This window comes from Paenibacillus thalictri, from assembly GCF_004307995.1.
Taxonomy (GTDB): Bacteria; Bacillota; Bacilli; order Paenibacillales; family NBRC-103111; genus Paenibacillus_AF; species Paenibacillus_AF thalictri.
On the sequence record NZ_SIRE01000012.1, the window covers coordinates 65,100 to 81,676 of the forward strand.

16 protein-coding genes, 1 pseudogene and 1 riboswitch are annotated in these 16,577 nt (G+C 54.9%); of the genes and pseudogenes, 12 read left to right on the forward strand and 5 right to left on the reverse strand.

Annotation, left to right across the window (positions count from 1 at the left end):
• Positions 1 to 31 precede the first annotated feature (31 nt).
• The 7 genes from EYB31_RS17605 (at position 32) to EYB31_RS17635 (ending at position 5,439) form a co-directional block, all read left to right on the forward strand.
• Entirely contained in the window at positions 32 to 667 is a 636-nt protein-coding gene (locus EYB31_RS17605) for a phosphate starvation-inducible protein PhoH (protein WP_131014685.1), read from the forward strand.
• The gene (locus tag EYB31_RS17610; RefSeq protein ID WP_131014686.1) at positions 664 to 1,269 is read left to right on the forward strand and encodes a type 1 glutamine amidotransferase family protein; all 606 of its coding nucleotides are present in this window, start codon (positions 664 to 666) and stop codon (positions 1,267 to 1,269) included. The genes EYB31_RS17605 and EYB31_RS17610 overlap by 4 nt, the downstream gene beginning before the upstream one ends.
• Positions 1,266 to 1,922, forward strand: coding sequence for a cell division ATP-binding protein FtsE (locus tag EYB31_RS17615; RefSeq protein WP_131014687.1), 657 nt, complete (start codon positions 1,266 to 1,268; stop codon positions 1,920 to 1,922). The genes EYB31_RS17610 and EYB31_RS17615 overlap by 4 nt, the downstream gene beginning before the upstream one ends.
• Positions 1,900 to 2,778 (forward strand): cell division protein FtsX, encoded by an 879-nt coding sequence (locus tag EYB31_RS17620; RefSeq protein ID WP_240762540.1) that lies wholly within the window; start codon positions 1,900 to 1,902, stop codon positions 2,776 to 2,778. Before EYB31_RS17615 ends, EYB31_RS17620 begins: the two co-directional genes overlap by 23 nt.
• Complete coding sequence (locus EYB31_RS17625) at positions 2,771 to 3,742, forward strand: hypothetical protein (RefSeq protein ID WP_131014688.1); 972 nt, start codon at positions 2,771 to 2,773, stop codon at positions 3,740 to 3,742. The genes EYB31_RS17620 and EYB31_RS17625 overlap by 8 nt, the downstream gene beginning before the upstream one ends.
• An 86-nt stretch (positions 3,743 to 3,828) precedes the next feature.
• A complete protein-coding gene (locus EYB31_RS17630) occupies positions 3,829 to 4,881 on the forward strand; it encodes a hypothetical protein (RefSeq protein ID WP_131014689.1) in 1,053 nt (350 codons plus the stop codon).
• Positions 4,882 to 4,914: 33 nt separating this feature from the next.
• A complete protein-coding gene (locus EYB31_RS17635) occupies positions 4,915 to 5,439 on the forward strand; it encodes a hypothetical protein (protein WP_131014690.1) in 525 nt (174 codons plus the stop codon).
• A 166-nt stretch (positions 5,440 to 5,605) separates the two neighbouring features.
• Here the strand turns inward: EYB31_RS17635 and ade are convergent, their stop codons facing one another.
• Together ade and EYB31_RS17645 are read right to left on the reverse strand one after the other, a co-directional pair.
• Complete coding sequence (ade, locus tag EYB31_RS17640) at positions 5,606 to 7,384, reverse strand: adenine deaminase (protein ID WP_131014691.1); 1,779 nt, start codon at positions 7,382 to 7,384, stop codon at positions 5,606 to 5,608.
• A 21-nt stretch (positions 7,385 to 7,405) separates the two neighbouring features.
• The gene (locus EYB31_RS17645; protein ID WP_170318248.1) at positions 7,406 to 8,719 is read right to left on the reverse strand and encodes an NCS2 family permease; all 1,314 of its coding nucleotides are present in this window, start codon (positions 8,717 to 8,719) and stop codon (positions 7,406 to 7,408) included.
• A gap of 191 nt (positions 8,720 to 8,910) precedes the next feature.
• On the opposite strand from EYB31_RS17645, the gene EYB31_RS17650 reads away from it, so the two are divergent.
• Positions 8,911 to 10,188, forward strand: a complete 1,278-nt coding sequence (locus EYB31_RS17650) for a Zn-dependent hydrolase (RefSeq protein WP_131014692.1) — start codon at positions 8,911 to 8,913, stop codon at positions 10,186 to 10,188.
• A 49-nt stretch (positions 10,189 to 10,237) separates the two neighbouring features.
• Here EYB31_RS17650 and EYB31_RS17655 read toward each other — a convergent pair.
• Both EYB31_RS17655 and EYB31_RS17660 read right to left on the reverse strand, forming a co-directional pair.
• A pseudogene (locus EYB31_RS17655) lies at positions 10,238 to 10,893 on the reverse strand (solute carrier family 23 protein).
• A gap of 1 nt (position 10,894) precedes the next feature.
• Positions 10,895 to 11,506, reverse strand: a complete 612-nt coding sequence (locus EYB31_RS17660; protein WP_131014693.1) for a xanthine phosphoribosyltransferase — start codon at positions 11,504 to 11,506, stop codon at positions 10,895 to 10,897.
• A gap of 198 nt (positions 11,507 to 11,704) precedes the next feature.
• A riboswitch (purine riboswitch) is annotated at positions 11,705 to 11,808 on the reverse strand.
• A 141-nt stretch (positions 11,809 to 11,949) separates the two neighbouring features.
• On the opposite strand from EYB31_RS17660, the gene EYB31_RS17665 reads away from it, so the two are divergent.
• The 4 genes from EYB31_RS17665 to EYB31_RS17680 all read left to right on the forward strand — a co-directional run bounded on the left by EYB31_RS17665 (position 11,950) and on the right by EYB31_RS17680 (position 15,855).
• Positions 11,950 to 12,753: a helix-turn-helix domain-containing protein gene (locus tag EYB31_RS17665; protein WP_131014694.1), complete on the forward strand. Its 804-nt coding sequence runs from the start codon at positions 11,950 to 11,952 to the stop codon at positions 12,751 to 12,753.
• Between the two features lie 98 nt (positions 12,754 to 12,851).
• Complete coding sequence (locus EYB31_RS17670; RefSeq protein WP_131014695.1) at positions 12,852 to 13,847, forward strand: ABC transporter substrate-binding protein; 996 nt, start codon at positions 12,852 to 12,854, stop codon at positions 13,845 to 13,847.
• A gap of 5 nt (positions 13,848 to 13,852) precedes the next feature.
• Positions 13,853 to 14,875: a FecCD family ABC transporter permease gene (locus tag EYB31_RS17675; RefSeq protein WP_131014696.1), complete on the forward strand. Its 1,023-nt coding sequence runs from the start codon at positions 13,853 to 13,855 to the stop codon at positions 14,873 to 14,875.
• Positions 14,872 to 15,855, forward strand: a complete 984-nt coding sequence (locus EYB31_RS17680) for a FecCD family ABC transporter permease (protein WP_131014697.1) — start codon at positions 14,872 to 14,874, stop codon at positions 15,853 to 15,855. The genes EYB31_RS17675 and EYB31_RS17680 overlap by 4 nt, the downstream gene beginning before the upstream one ends.
• 2 nt (positions 15,856 to 15,857) lie before the next feature.
• Here EYB31_RS17680 and EYB31_RS17685 read toward each other — a convergent pair whose 3' ends face one another.
• Positions 15,858 to 16,478 carry a hypothetical protein gene (locus EYB31_RS17685; RefSeq protein ID WP_131014698.1) on the reverse strand — a complete coding sequence of 207 codons (621 nt, stop codon included), beginning with the start codon at positions 16,476 to 16,478 and terminating at the stop codon, positions 15,858 to 15,860.
• Positions 16,479 to 16,577: the final 99 nt, after the last annotated feature.

The window sequence follows — 16,577 nt, forward strand, 5'->3', positions numbered from 1 at the left end:
GCCCGAAGGCAGAGAGGAGCAAATTCCCGCCATGACCCCAATTTTATCGCTAAGCTCCGGGAGCAATTTCGTGGAAGCCCGCAAGAATGATCCCCGGTACAAAGACGTCTTTACCTTTATTGACAGCTACGATTTGCCTAATGTCGATTTGAGCCCGTATATCGCCATTACCGTACCCAATCTGATCGATCAGGAGTTTATGTACAAACACCGCGACATTATCCGCAACTTTCTGAACGAAGGCAAGGTGCTTTCCTTCAGCGGCCATCTGTTCCGCGAGTGGATTCCGGGTGCGTCGAATTTTCTTCCGAGGACGATCCGCACCCATCACGACTATGAAGTTTCGGTCGTGACGGCGCATCCGATTTTTGAAGGCGTACGCACCGAAGATTTGACGTTTAACAAAGGCGTGGCCGGTTTCTTCGCGCGCGGCCATCATCCTGCTCCTGCCGGGGCGGAAATTCTGCTTTCCTTGCCCGGAGGCGAACCTGTCGTATACATCGACCGTCAAAGCACCAAAGGGACGATATTTGTGCATTCCGGCAACGACTTGTTCGGCTACGGCAACCCCGCGCAAACTTCATGGAAGATCGGCCATCAGTTGGTGGCGTGGATCCGTGAGGAACATCAAAGACTTCAACAAACAAGGGAGGCTTTGCAAGCATGAGAAAAATTGGAGTAGTTTATGGCGGCTGCGTACAGCATCACCGCACCTTCAATGAGCCTAAATACCAGCAATATATCGAGGACCTGATTTATTTCCCCGAGTTTGCGGAAGCGTCGCTTGATGCATACGATGTGCTGCTGCTGCCGTCCCAGTTGCATCAGGGCCTGATGCTGCAAGCAAAGGACAAAATCCGCGAATTCGCCGATCGCGGCGGGATTGTCGTGGCGTTCGGCCCGCAATCGACCGAATGGTTCCCCGGACAGAAGTGGGAGTTCCGCCCGACCAACTTCTGGTGGTGGCTGGAAAAGGACGCCAAAAGTGGTCTTGTACAGCATAATCCGGATCATAACATGTTTAAGTATTTGACGATGGCTGACGCCACATGGCACCAGCATGGTGTGTTCTGGCCGCCGGAAGGCTCGGAAACGCTGATTTCGCTGGAAGAAGGCGGATCTGTGTTCTATATCGATAAAGTCAGCACAGGCGGAACGTTGATTATGACTACGCTAGATCCCGATTTCCATTACGGCTCTTATTTTATGCCGGCTACCGAGCTGTTCCTGGACGGCTTCCTGCCTTGGCTGGCTGAGGGCGATTTGTGATCCGCATCCGCGGTCTGACCAAACGTTACGGTTCCGCCGCAGTGCTTACGAACTTGGATCTTCACTTGCGGGCAGGCGAATTTGCTTTCCTGCAAGGAAGATCCGGCTCGGGCAAAAGCACGCTGCTTAAGCTGCTGTACCGGGACATCGGGGACTATGAAGGGCAGATTGAAATCGATGGCATTCCGCTGGATCAGCTCCCCCGGTATGAACTGCGCCGGAAAATGGGCGTTATTTTTCAATCCTTCGAGCTGTTGGAACAGAAAACGGTGTACGAAAATGTGGCGCTGGCCGGAGAGGTTGTCGGACGCAGCCCTGACGATATCGAACCGGAGGCCCGCAGGCTGTTAGAGCGGATTGGACTGGGCGGCAAGCTGCAGCTGTATCCTCACGAGTTGTCCGGCGGAGAGCAGCAGCGGGTGGCCATTGCCCGAGCGCTGCTGAATCGGCCGCGGGTACTGCTGGCCGACGAGCCGACCGGCAATCTCGACCCCGAGACAGCGCTTGAAGTGCTGGCGCTGCTGCGCGAGCTGCAGCAGGAAGAAGGCATGGCCATGCTGGTCGTCACGCATTCGGAGCAGTTGGTGAAATCGGCGGCGGCGCGGACGCTGATGATGCGGCAAGGAAGGATTGAAGAGCTTGCAGCCGTTTAACTACTTATGGCGGGATGCGCGCGAAGGGATCCGGCGCAACCGGGGAGCCGCCTTTGCCGCAGCCGCGCTGATTTTTGCAGCGATGACGATGGCCGGCGTGCTGCTGCTGGTTCGCGCCGGAACGGGCGATATCATGTTATATTTGCAATCGCAGGTCAGCATGAAGGTCTATGTGCAGCCTCAAGCCGATAGCGCGGCCATTGCCGGTGTGCTGCGGCAGAACGGCTTTGTGGAAAGCGCCGTGATTGAAACGAAAGAGCAGCAGCTCCAGCAGTTGAGCCTGTTTTTCCAAGGTAAGGCGTATTTGCTGGACAGCTTCAAGGACAGCGATATGCCGGACGCGATTCGGCTGAAGCTGAAGCCGGGCACCGACGCCGCTTATGTGGCCGATCAACTGCGCGGCATGAAGGGTATCAGCGACGTGTTATTTCCTCAGCAGTTTGCCGAAACGCTGCTCCGCTGGTCGGATGCTGTCAACCGTTACGGTCTGCTGTTGTTTTTGTTTTTCGCGGCCATTGCTTTTCTGACGGTGTTTCTGGCGATCACGCTGGCGCTTTCGCAGCGGCAGAAAGAAATCCGGGTGAAGCTGCTGCTCGGCGCCAAACCATGGCATGTGCGCAGCCAATTTCTGCTTGAAGGCGGGATCATCGGTCTGTTTGGCAGCTTGTTCGCGCTGCTTGCGATTTATGGGCTGTACGTTGCGGTGCTGCAGCGGGTGGCACAGCTGCTGCCCGGTCTGATCCACGTATCTCCCGGGGCGATGTATGCGCTGCTGCTGGGACTGCTCGCCGCAGGTACCTGCATCGGCGTGGCAGCCAGTTATTTTTCAACCGGAAAGCTGATGAACGATGCGTAAAAAAATGATTGCCGCCGGACTGTTCCTGTTGCTCTCCGGCTCCACCGCTGTGTATGCGCATTTGACAGGGGCGTTTGCCGATTTCCTGGTCACCGTTCATGACGAGCAGACGACCGCCAAGCTCAAAGAAGAAATGCAGCGCACCAAAAACGATATCGAAGCGCTTGCCCCGCAAGCGGCCGAGCTGGAGCGGCAGTTTGCCGCAAACCGCGGCGCAGCCGCAGAGAAGCTGCGGTTCTACAACGATATGGGGCTGGACTCTTGGCTGAGTCTGATGCTGCGGGCGCAGGAGCCGCTCGATCTGCTTTCCGCTCAGCGGCTGGTCGAGCGCAACGTGTCGGCTTACATGCAGCAGCTGGATACGCTGTACAAAGAGTATTGGCGGCTGTCGGCGACGCAGGAAACGCTGGAGGGGCACAAACGGCTGCTGTCGATGATCGGGCGCAACCTCAATGCCCGCCAAACGTTTCTCGCCTCCAGCCGGGATGTCGACTTGGAGCAGCAGGCGAACTACTTGGACATCGATTGGATGTCCGAAGTGGAGCCTCATCTGCTGAAGCAGCTTGAGCATGATGGGCAGCTGGCCGCGACCCGGGTGCGCGAGTGGGCGGCCGCCAGCGGCGAAACGCCCGACGCGGCGGGGAAGCTGGACGAGCGCTGGCTAAACGAGCAAAGCGAGCTGGAGTATTTTTTTCGCCCGGATCATGTCTATGTAGTGTATCAGAAAAATGACGACATCCATGTCATTCTGATCGGTCAGGTACTAAGCGGCGGTGCAAACCATACGTACGAGCTGCAGTTCGAAGCCGGCTTCTTTAACGGCTTTCTGATGCCGGATACGCTGATTCAGGAGCTGCGCGGCTTTCAGCTTCCGCGGGAGCAGCTGCAAGCTGCGGTCGGGACCGGCAAGCCGGTCGCCCTGCAGCAGGCCGGAGGTACGCTGCTGCTCCGTTCGGAGCCCTAAGATAAGGTGCAGAGCAGATTCATCCGCTTGTCCGCTGTGCGGGTACCGCATCCGGACATCAGAACCGTTGTGAAGGAGAGAACAAGATGTACAAATATTTGACTTGGCTGCTGGCTCTTCTGCTGATGCTGCCTACAGTAGTCTCGGCTCATATTGCCAACGAACAAAGCTTGTATGACGATATCGCTTATTCCGATGCGCGCGACCCGATTGTGCTGCTGAGTGGATTGGGCGTTATCCCTTACACGCACGGGGCGGCTTTGTTTAAGCCGAAAGACGTGCTCAGCCGCAGCGATCTGGCTTATTGGGCCGGATCGTTCACCGGCGCGGCCGGAGAGCAAACCGATGCCCAGGCGATCCGCAAGGCGGCGCTCGCCAAAGGCCTGCTGTCCAGCTTGGACGGAGACGCGACAGCGGAAGATATCAACCAGGCCTATTTTCAAGGGAAGGCGTCCATTCAGCTTCCCGCAGGTCCCATTACACGGGAAGCGTTCGCTCAACTGATGGGCAAATGGGTTTCCTCCCCGGTTAACGGCAAATCGCTAGCCGATGCCGCGGGATTTATTGCCGGGCCGGCGGGAACGCTGGAGAAAGTCGCCACGAAGGAAGTTAAAGACGGCAGCGGCAAAACGTCAACGGTGACGGTGCTGAGCATCGGCGGGACATCACTTGAGCTGAACGCGCATCCGAAGGTGCTGCACGCCGCAGCCGACGCCGCTGTCTGGGAAGGGAAGAAGGTCGAGGCGTCCTGGCTTGGGCCGGAGCAAAATGGCGTACGGCAAATTCAGCTGCTCGTCTTCGCGCAGCCCGCAGGTGCGGCAGCGGGGCAGCCGAGCGGCGCTGTGTCGGGGCAGCAGCAGGCCGCTTCCGGCAATAACGCCGCTGCGGCACAGCCTGCATCGCCGGCCGCGCCATCAGCCGCACCGCCAGCGGCAGCCCAGCCGAGCCCAGGCAGCCCAGGTGCCGCGCATGCGGACCATTCCGCTGCCAATCACGCGGTGCAAGCCGCCCCCGGGGAACCGATGACGGCGCAGAAACCCGCATCCGCATCCTTCGCGGTGCCGATCGTTATCATCGTGCTGCTAGTTGCTCTCGGCTTCTGGATGTTCAGAAGGAAGCCCGGACGCAGCAGATCATAAACATACAATAGAACATTTAGGAGGCTTTTTAACATGTCCGTTATTCGTATTATGGATGGTCCAGATGAACTGCACATCAGCTTTGCCGATATCGAGAAATTTCACGGCCGTCTTGCATTGATGGCGGTTGCCGTCGCTTTCCGCGCTCAACAGGCCGCTTTCAAAGAGCTGTTCGGCGACCAAGCGCCGCAGCGCAAAGATATTTCCATCATGTCCGGCCATGCCGGCCCCGGATTCCGCGACTCGTTCGAATTCGTGACACGGGCGTTGACCCGCGGGGTATACACGGTGGATGTGAATTATCCGAAGGGGCAACATGACCCGTACCGCCCGCAATCGTATGCTTATGTCATCTCATCGGCAACAGCGGGTTCGATCGAAGTGACGCTGAAGGAAAACTTCCTGCCGCCTGTATTTTATGACTACTTGAAGAAATCCCGCGAAGGCACAATGACGGATGCCGACAATGAGGAATTCCGCAATTTGAAAATCTCGCTGTCCAAACATGCCTTGGCTCTGCCGCAGGATGAACTGTTGGAAGTGAGACGCATTTCATAAATTCCTGATAAAATAAGACAGACCCCCAGCCACAAACCCTGGGGGTCTGACACCTTTATATGGTTGGCAAGGTAGCTCGCATATCCCGATATGCCGCAATATAATAAAAAAAAGGTTATCCCGCGGTCATGATCTGATCATAACCTGCAGGATAACCTCTTTATATTTACCGGGTCTCGATGACAAGCGGCAGCAGCGTCTGCGATTCCACTTCGACCAATCCGATATCTGTAATTTTAGCTCTTGGTATGACGGGCAGCGTAACGGCGATCATCCGGTGAATCGGATTTTTCCCCGGCATGATTTCCTGCTGCAGCACAGATACGAGTTCCTTCAGCTTCGGTACAAGCGTATCGGCCGTTTCCAGGCTCATCAGACCGGCCAGGGGCAGCGGCAGATGGGCAATCACCTTGCCGTTTTTGACGGCGACGAACCCGCCTTGCGAGGCACGGAGCGTGTTGGCGGCGATCACCATGTCCTTCGTGTCCACACCAAGTACGGCAAGGTTGTGGCTGTCATGGGCGACGGTAGTCGCTACAGCGCCTTCCAGAATGCCGTAACCGGCGAGCAGGCCCAAGCTGCGGTTGCTGTTTAAGCCATGACGATGGAATACAGCCACGCGGCAGAGCGGGCCTTTCTCCCCTTCGTACGCTTCGGGACGCAGCAAGCCATTCTCCACCGGCAGCGTCACTTCCAGAAAGTCGGTCGGGATCCCCGGGGCGGCATCATATTCGATCACGCGAATCCGGGCTTCCGATGCCCCAGCTTCTTCAATTCGAAGCACAAGATCGTCTTCCGTAATCTCCGGCAGCTTCACTGTTTCCAGAAAGTCTGCTGGCGGCTCCAGATTCGGCTGCTGTCTGATCAGCTTGCCCTCCTGCACGACCCTTTGGCCCGATGCAAAAACGTCGACGGCCTTCATCGTCTCCAACTGCTCGATCAGCACGATGTCCGCAAGCCTTCCTGCCGCAATCGCGCCTAAATCTTTCCGTTCCATCCGCTGCGCCGCATTTAACGTTGCATAACGGATCGCGTTGACCGGCTCAATGCCTTCCTGCATTGCCTTGCGCACAATGTGATTCATGTGGCCTTTCTCGAGAATATCGTTTGGCAGCAGATCGTCCGAGCAGAAGCAAACATTGGGCAGGTAACCCATATCTTTAATTTCTTTGGCGCAGTCCGCCAAATTCATCGAAAATGAGCCTTCGCGGATTTCCACGATCATGCCGGCGCGGATTTTCTCCAGCGCCTCGTCCCCTGTCCGGCTCTCGTGATCGGAATTCGGGCCGGCCACCATATAAGCCGACAAATCGCGGCCGGATACCCGGGGAGCGTGACCTTGTACGATTTTTCCCGCGCCTGCGCGTTCATTGGCCTCCAAGATGCCCACCATGCGAGGGTCCTGATGAATGACTCCATGATAGTTCATCACCTCGGCCAAGCCGTGTATGCCCTCCCAGGCGAGCATCTTTTCAACCGCTTCGGGAGTGAAGTCCGCGCCCGAAGTTTCCACATTCGGCGCTGCAGGCACACAGGAAGGCACTACGTTCAGCATGCGCAGGTCCAGTCCTTTGGCAGCGTCGACCATATAGCGCACTCCGCGTTCTCCCAGCACGTTGGCGATTTCATGCGGGTCGGTGACGACGGTTGTCGTTCCGTGCACCAGTACGGCTTCGGCGTATTGAGCGGGCGTCATCATGCTCACTTCAATGTGCAAATGCGTATCGATAAGACCCGGCACTGCGAATAACCCTTTGCCGTCAATCCGTTCCTTGGCTTCAAGCGTCGTTACGCCCGGAGCCGTGACATGCACAATCGTGTCCCCGGTGATCCCGATCGCAGCTGGGTAAATTTCACCGGAGAATACATTGACTAACCGTATATTTTCAATTGCCACATCGATAGGCAAATCTCCGCGTGCGGAGGCAACAAGCTTGCTGTTCATAGTTCAAACCCCTTCCATCCGTTATTTCAACCACAGGTAGTAAACTAATGGTACGCACAAAATGTACAAGCCGATAGGAATTTCTTTGATTTTGCCGGACAGAAGTTTGATCGCCACGTAGGACAAAATGCCAAACACGATACCGTTAGCGATACTAAACGTGAAGGCGGTCATCAGGATCGTCATAAACCCGGACAACGTTTCATCCAAATTGTCGAAATCGATATTTTTCAGCGCCTGCAGCATCGATAAGCCGATCGCAATTAAAGCCGGGGCCGTAGCTGCCGAGGGAATAGCCAGAAACACAGGCGTCAAAAATAACGCCACAAGGAACACAAGGCCTGTCGATACCGCCGTCAAGCCGGAACGTCCGCCTACTTCCACGCCGCTGGCCGATTCGATGTATGCCGTGACCGTCGTCATGCCCATTGCGGAACCGCCGACCATAGCGACCGAATCGACTAGGAAAGGCTTTTGGATATCCGGGAGGTTGCCGTTTTCATCCAATAATTTGGCTTTGCCGCCGACACCCAGCACCGTTCCCATCGTAGAGAAAAACTCGCCGGTGAAAAAAGTGAAAATCAGCGGGAAAAAGGACCATTTCAAAGCGCCCAGCCAGTCCACCTGAAACAAGACGGGAGACGGATTCGGAGGCAATGAAATAAATGAGGTTGGAAGTTTGGTGATGCCCATCGGAATCCCGATGATCGTCGTAACCAATATACCGAAGAACACGGCGCCTCTTACTCTAAGCGACATCAGCGCCAGCGTAACGGCAAGACCGATAAAGGCAAGCAGCACCGTCGGATTGTGGAGCGAAGCCAGTCCGAGGTTTGTTTTGGTCGGCAAAATAATTCCGGCGTTATTTAAGCCCAGACCGATAACATAAATACCGACGGCTCCGGCCATGGCATTTTTAACGCTTTTCGGAAGCACTCTGGCGATCGTCTCGCGAATCCCCAGCAAGGTGAGCAGTAGAAATACGACCCCGGCGATAAACACCATACCCAGCCCGGTTTGCCATGTAGCCGCACCGCTCGCTACAATCGTGTAAGCGAAAAAGGCATTGCCGCCCATCGCCGGAGCTACCGCAAACGGCCGGTTCGCGTAAACGCCCATAAGGATCGAGAAAATGGCTGCCGACAAAATCGTCATGACCGTTACCGGTCCGGCCGGCATCCCCGCAGCTTTCATCAAACTCGGATGAACGATAATGATGTAAGCCATCGTAATAAACGTGGTCAGTCCGGCGATAAATTCCGTCCGCACGTTCGTTTTCAGCTGTTCCAGCTTAAACAATTTGTTAAGCAAAGAAGGGTTTGTGCTGTTCGACATGTTGTAGTTCTCTCCTCGAAAAAAATAAAATCAAAAACAAAATATACCATGCCAACTTTTTAACCGTCAATCCGCAGCGGGCATCTTATTGACCCTGCACAGCGATGCCGATTTTCGGTTTTTTATACAATCGCCAGTTATGCTATGATATGTAAATTACAAAAAACTATTTATTATGCAGGTGAAGCCTTATGCAGGTGTATGAAAAGCTGATGCAAGGAAGCCGGTTGGATACGGACCTCCGTATGGAACGGGTAGCCCAGCGCATCCAAGCGTTATCCGAAATCGGAACCACTCCCGGGCAGGGCGCTACGCGCATCGGTTATTCCCCGGAAGACCGGACGGCCAAGGAGCTGCTCAAATCGTGGATGCGCGAAGCCGGTCTGAACGTTCGCGAGGATGCGGTCGGCAACCTATTCGGGACCTATGCGGGGACCGAACCGCAGCTGCCCTCCGTTCTATCCGGCTCACATATCGATACGGTGCCCAACGGCGGGCATTTCGACGGTGTCGTCGGCGTCATTTCGGCGCTGGAGGTAGCCGCATCCTGGTTCGAGCAAGGTTTTGTGCCGCGCCGAAGCCTGGAAGTCGCCGCTTTTGCCGACGAGGAAGGCTCCCGTTTCCATGCCAGCTTGACCGGCAGCCATTTTCTTATGGGCGAGCTGGATCTTCAATCGGTGGCCCATTACAGGGACGACGAGGGACGCAGCTTCGACCAAGTGCTGAGGGAGCACGGGCTGGACCCTGCCGAATCGGAGGAAGCCGCACGCGACCCGCAAACGATCCACGCTTTCGTCGAAGTTCATATCGAGCAAGGCGAGGTGCTGGAGAAACGGCAGCTACCGGTTGGTGTTGTGAGCGGCATCGCCGGGCCGGCCTGGCTCGAAATCAAGTGGCGCGGCAAAGCCGCACACGCCGGAACAACGCCGATGGGCATGCGGCTGGATGCCCTCATCGGGGCAAGCGAATGCATCGTCGCCATTGAGAAGCTGCCGGCCTTGTACAGCCCCACCGCCGTAGCAACGGTCGGCAAAATGGACATCTCGCCAAACGGCAGCAACGTTGTCCCCGGCGAAGTCAGCTTTATCGTAGATGTCCGCGACATTGACCTGGACAGCCGGGACAAGCTCATTGAAGCGATTCTGCACGAAGCCGGCGCCATCGCAGCCAGAAGAGGGCTGGACGTCACCAGCGAACTGAAAATCAGGATCGCGCCTACCTCCATGTCGCCGCGGTTGATCGGTATCGTGGAAGAAGCGATTGAACAAACGGGCTGCCCGCCCTTTAAGCTGACAAGCGGGGCCGGGCACGATGCCATGGTGATCGGCCGCCATGTCCCGACCGTAATGATTTTTGTACGCTGCCTCGAAGGGATCAGCCATAACCCGAAGGAATGGGCGGCGCTTGACGATATTGCCGTCGGAGTACAAGTACTCGACGCGACACTTAGACGGTTGGCAAACGAATAAATGAAGTCCTCCCTGCCCGGGAGGACTTTTTCGTTTTTTCCTGTCTCTGTTAATGGCCTCTCTGATTGCGAACCACCGGAACGTCAGTTCGTCCCGATAACGCCAAGTTCAACATAATCGCCGTCAGCGAGCCGGACACGATGCCGTTTTGCAGCAGCATTTTGGCAAAGTCCGGCAGTTGGTCGAACATTTGCGGCAGCGTCGCCGAGCCCAGACCGATGGCGATGCTGCAGGCGGCGATCAGCAAATTGGCATCCTTGCGCAAGTCCACTTCCGACAAAATCGAGATGCCCGAAGCCGCTACCGAGCCGAACATAACGATCATCGCGCCGCCCAATACGGCATTGGGAATAACCGTAGCTTGCCGTACAAAGGTGCGGCTAATACGACGAATAATCCGGAAAGTATGATGGCTCCGTATGCCGTCGCCAAATTGGAGGCCGAAGCGATGGCAATAATCGGCCCGACCGCTGTGAAGGTACATCCAAGAATGACAGGCAATCTGCTGCCGAAGTACTTGCTGCCCATCACCTGCAAAATAGTGGCGACCCCACACGTGAACAAGTCGGCGGCGATCAAATAAGCCATCTGCGCGCTGGTCAGCTTAAGCGCTCCCCCAACGATCAGCGGCACGACAACAGCCCCCGCATACATAGCCAGCACGTGTTGAAAGCCGAGTGTAACGACCCGCTGTTTGCTTAACATGCTATAAATTCTCCTTCGTCTGCTCAGCAGCGGCGTCTGTTTCGCCTACAAAGCGAACTACGCCCGGGGACATCGCAGCGATCCGTGCCAATGAATGGACTTCGACGCCCATTTGCTCCAGCAGACCGCGGCCTTCTTGAAAGCTTTTTTCAATGACGCTACCCACGCCGACCAGTTCCGCTCCCGCTTCCCTAACGATCTGGACCAGGCCGACCAGCGCTGCCCCCGTGGCCAGAAAGTCATCAACGATCAGCACTTTATCGTCAGGCCCCAAATATTTGTGGGAAATGCTGATCTGGTACGTTTCCTGGCGGGTAAAGGAGTGCACCGGCGCCGAATATACCTTCTCGGACAAAGTCACGGCTTTCTTCTTTTTGGCGTACACAAAAGGAACTCCAAGCGCAATTCCCGCAGCCATTGCAAATTGAATCCCGCTGGCTTCGACGGTAAGCACCTTGGTGACAGGTTTGCCGGAAAAGAGCCGCGCGAACTCTTGTCCAATTTCCAGCGCCAGCTGTGTGTCGACCTGATGGTTCAGAAACGAATCGACTTTCAGTACCGTTTCCGACAAAATAAGACCCTCTTGACGTATGCGTTCCTCTAGCTGTTTCATCTTCCCAATCGCTCCTTTATGACATAATCCCCATGGCGACGGCATTTTTGTATGTAGGCCAGAGAAAAAAAAGAACAAGCCTCCTTGAGCTGCTAGCTCTCAAGTGAAGCTTGTCCCTCCGGGTTTTCCCCTAGTGGTGTACATAAAACACGTACCTGCGGCGCGGGATCGGCCCTAACCGACCTGAGTAAATACCGCGACGCATTCGCCTTCACTCATAGTCGGACAATTGATGTGGTCATCCGGTAGAAACTTATGGGCCATATCCCCAAAATTATATGAGTCGTATTAAAATGATACCTTGTATAGTACATTCCCGGCCCTGTATTTTCAAGAGGGAATTTTTTATAATATAGTCCATGCTGCTATTTCATAGCGCTCGGGTTTATGCTCATTTCATTGCTTGATTCAGCATCTCCACTTTGAGAGAGGACTACGCCGCCATGAGCTTTCAACAGTTTGTTTCCATCATTCCGATATTTGAACGCGTGGAATCCAGCCGAATGACTCAAGTTATCGCCAGCTCTGCTGACCGGCATATGCTCGTTGTCGTGCTGCGCGGACACCTCTCCATCTCCGGACAGAGTCAGGAGCCCATCCTCGTATCTCAAGGTTTCGCTTGCCATCCCCAATACGGCCCCTTCACCATTCAGGTGCCAAAAACAAAAGAAGCCGAATACGTGGTCATCACTTACCGCGTTTTCCCCGAGAACAGCCCCTGGTCCCTGCACGGTTCGCTCCGCACGTCAAGCGAAGTGAAGGTCAAATACATGCTGGATGAACTGTTTCGGACAACCGAAGCAAACGACGTGCCCAGTGAAGATAAATACCTCGTGCAGCAGGTTCGCAAGCGCCTTATTCTCGAACGAATCCTGTTTATTTATATATATGAAACACAGATGCAGCGGGAAACCACCGCATCGCTTGCAAGTATGGAAGAGTCCATTTCATATATTAATGAGCATTACATGCTGAAGCTTACGCTCCCTATGCTCGCTGAACGTGCGGGGATCAGCGTCGGACATTACACCGTATTGTTCAAAAATGTAACCGGCACTTCCATGAGCCGGTATTTGCGGAGTTTGCGCATCAGCAAAGCCAAGCAAATATTCCAGCAATTCCGGCTTCCGGCCAAAGAGGTGGCCCAGTTGGTCGGCTTCGCGGACTATTTTCATTTTAGCAGAACGTTTAAGCAAGAAGTCGGTTGTTCTCCTGCCGCGTATCTCAAGGAGCTGCATAAAATCTAATAATATAACATGTCCAATCTTAGAATTGGATATGGTCTATCTGAGGTTATGCAGCTAAAATCAATTGAGAATAATTATTATTATCAGGAGGATTCATCATGCAACTTCAGACCAGCCGCTTAGTCACTCTTATGTTATTTCTCGTTATCGCGCTTAGTCTTGCCGCTTGCGGTCAAACCGCCGCGCCTTCAGCTCAAGGAAGCTCAACCCCTGCGGCCCCGGCCCCCGCTCCGGCAGCTTCGCCCGCTCCCGCTGCAGCTCCTAGCGACGGGAAAATTACAGTAGAAGATGCGCAAGGAACCGTTACATTAGCCAAAAAGCCGGAACGGATCGTCACCATGGATTTCAGCTTTACCGATATGCTGATTACGCTGGGCGTGCAGCCCGTGGGCATTGCCGATGACGGCAGTCCGGCTTTGTTCATGGATGCAGTAAAGAGCCAACTGAAATCATATACATCCGTAGGCTCCCGTTATGAGCCCAACATCGAGCTGATCAGCTCGCTTAAGCCCGATCTGATTATCGTCGATATCAACAAGCATAAGAACGCCCTGCCGCAGCTTAAAGCGATCGCGCCGCTGCTGGTATTAAACGACTTCCAAGCCGATTATGATCAAATGTTGAAAAATTACATCATTACCGCCAAAGCTGTTGGCAAAGAAGAGGAAGGCAAGAAACGTCTGCAGGAACACCAAGCCAAAATGGAGGCAGCTAAGAAAAAAATTAAAAACGCCAACATGACCGTGCTTCCCGCCGTCGTGAATCCTACCGGATTTTTCGGTCACTCCGACCATTCGTATTCCGGATCCATGCTGAAAATGTTAGGTTATACCGATCCGTTGAAAAACGATACGGCTTATCCGCAGATGACCCTGGAGCAACTGGTGGAAACGAACCCGCAGGCGTTGTTCCTGATGCCGACGGATAAGGTGACGATCGTGAACCAGTGGGAAACGAATCCACTATGGAAGAAACTCGACGCGGTGAACAACAACAAGGTATACACCGTAGAACGCCGGGACTGGTCGCTATCCAGAGGTATGCTCGGATCGGAGAAGATTGCAGAGGATATTTTGAAACAGCTGGGAGAATAAAATAAATGGATAACACGATTCGTTTGGAGAAGCAGAGCCGCCCCCGGTTTCTGCTCTTCCTTTTTTGCAGTTGTTTGCTTCTTTTGGCTCTCGGCATGCTGTTGAGCCTGAAATGGGGCCAAGCTCAGATGTCATGGGGCACTTTATTCGAAGCGCTAACCTTCCGAAGCCACGACAAGCTGCACCTCTATATCCAAACTTTACGGCTGCCCCGCACGTTGACCGCCTGCATCGTCGGTATTCAGCTGGCGCTGGCCGGGCTGCTGACTCAGTTGACAACGAAAAATCCGCTGGCTTCCCCGCACATCTTCGGCATTAACGCAGGTGCGTCGTTAGCCGTAGTGTTAGGCCTTGTATTGGCCTCCGGATTGGGCCTGTTTGCTTCCATGCTGCTGGCCTTCGCAGGTGCCGTAGCGGGCGTCATTCTGGTCTGGTCCTTGAGCGGCAACGATCACAGGCAATATGTGCGCCTTGCGCTTGCGGGCATTACCGTTCATTTCCTGCTTTCTTCTTTGACCGAAGGCGTCATGATTCTGAACCAATATTCGACGGAAAGCATGATCTTTTGGCTGGTCGGGTCGGTAAACCGCGCGAGCTGGCATGAGGTCGCTCTGCTGCTGCCATTTGTCATCGGGGGGCTTGCGCTGCTTATCTTTATGATCCCCGCATTTCGCCTGCTGCCGATGGATTCCGACGTAGCTGCCGGACTAGGCCAGAGAGTCGCACTGGTCCGCGCCGCGGGCATGCTGCTGGTCATCGTTTTTGCCGGCTCAGCCGTCGCCGTATGCGGTCCGATCGGGTTCATCTGCCTGATCGTCCCTCATATCGCCAGAGCGCTGGTCGGGTCCAATCTGACCTTGCTTGTTCCTTTGACAGGACTGCTCGGCGGCGCGCTGCTGGTGTATGCCGACTTATTCAGCCGCATGATATCGTTTCCGTTCGAGTCCCCGGTTGGTATCGTCACGTCTGCGATCGGAGCCCCGTTTTTTATTTATTTATCCCGGCGGCAAGGAGGGAAGAAGAAATGAGGAACACGACCATTCTTGGCGGCGCTTGTCTGCTTCTGCTCATTCTTGCTGTAGTCTCCATCTGCGTCGGAGCCGTGTCCATTCCGCTAGGGGATATAGGAGCAAGCCTGACGGACCCGGCAAGCCCGACTTATTTCATTGTCCATGAGGTGCGGCTGCCCAGAGTGCTTGTCGGTATGCTCGCAGGTTTCGGTTTGGCTGTAGCCGGTGTGATTCTGCAGAACTTGATCCGTAACCCGCTAGCCAGCCCCGATGTCATCGGTATAACCAAAGGAGCCGGTTTCGCCGCGGCGGCTGTCATCTTCCTGTTTCCGAAGTCACCCGTCTATGTGCTGCCGATCGCCGCTTTTGCCGGGGCCGTGATTACCTTTCTGGTGCTCCTTGCTTTAAGCCGCAGGCTCACTTTATCTCCCGCTTCCCTTGCCTTAATCGGCGTCGCTATTGGCGCCATCTTTCAGGCCGGCACGCAATATCTGATCGTCACCAATCCAACCAATATCAATATGGCGCTGCTATGGCTGTCCGGCAGCTTATGGAGCCGCAGTTGGAATCATATCGCCTACTTGCTGCCTTCTTTGGCTGTACTGCTTGCTTTTGCCGGCGCGAGCTTCGCCAAACTGAACGCATTTCAGCTGGGCGACGACATCGGTGCGTCGCTGGGCCTGCGCATCGTACGCGAACGTTTTTGGCTGCTCCTGCTTGCGGTAAGCCTAGCCGGCGTATCCGTATCGGCGGTCGGCGCGATCGGATTTGTCGGACTGCTGGCACCGCATATGGCACGCAGCCTTGTCGGAGGCTTGAACCAGCGGCTGCTTCCGCTCGCCGCCGTCATCGGCGCCGATCTGATGCTGCTCGGTGACTGTCTCGGGAGGGTGATCATCATTCCGCGCGAGGTTCCGGTAGGCGTCATGACCGCCGTCATCGGCGCCCCTTATTTCATCTATTTGCTGCGCAGGGAACGGAATCGGCGGTCCGCTTAAAGTTACTTGCCTTTTTCTTTAGGGAAGTCGTTGTTTTCGCCCAGAACCTCTCCCTTGGTGTCCTTAAAGCGGATTACCGGCTGCTGGTTGTTCTTGAAATAATCCGAATGCACGTACATTTGACGAATAAACGGGTCAAAAATCATCATCATGAGGCCGGCGCCCAATTGCCCCCCATTGGCGGTATTAATCACGATTTCAATGGTCTTGTCGTCAGGCATCGTCGCACTTTTGAGCGGCTGCTTTTCATCGCCTTTATTATCGTTCAGCGCATCGATGTAAGCTTTGAAGTCTTTTTTGGTGAGATGGATCTTGTCCCAATCGATAGCGTCAGGTTTGGCAGCGCCATTGGATTGAAGGAGGTCTAAGCCCTTGCTTTGTCCCTCATCCTTCGCTTCGCTGCCCGCAGCTGCCGCCGGTACGCCAGCAGCCGGTGCCGGTGTGTTGGCTGCAGGTGCCGGTGTGCTAGCAGTCGCTCCGGCTTTTGCGCTGTCTGCCGATTTGGCGGTGTCTGCCGGCTTCGCGCCGTCCTCCACGGCTTTTGCTCCGCATCCCGCAATTACCGTAGTGAGCATGATGGCTGCCAGACCGGCGGCTATTTTGGTTACAAGTGTTTTGTTCATTATGAGTTCCCCTCTCCTCTATGCCTTAAGGCTGTATTGTCGAAAGCCCATTATAACTTGGATCCCCTCATTTATCTACCTTTATTTGGGATTGGATAG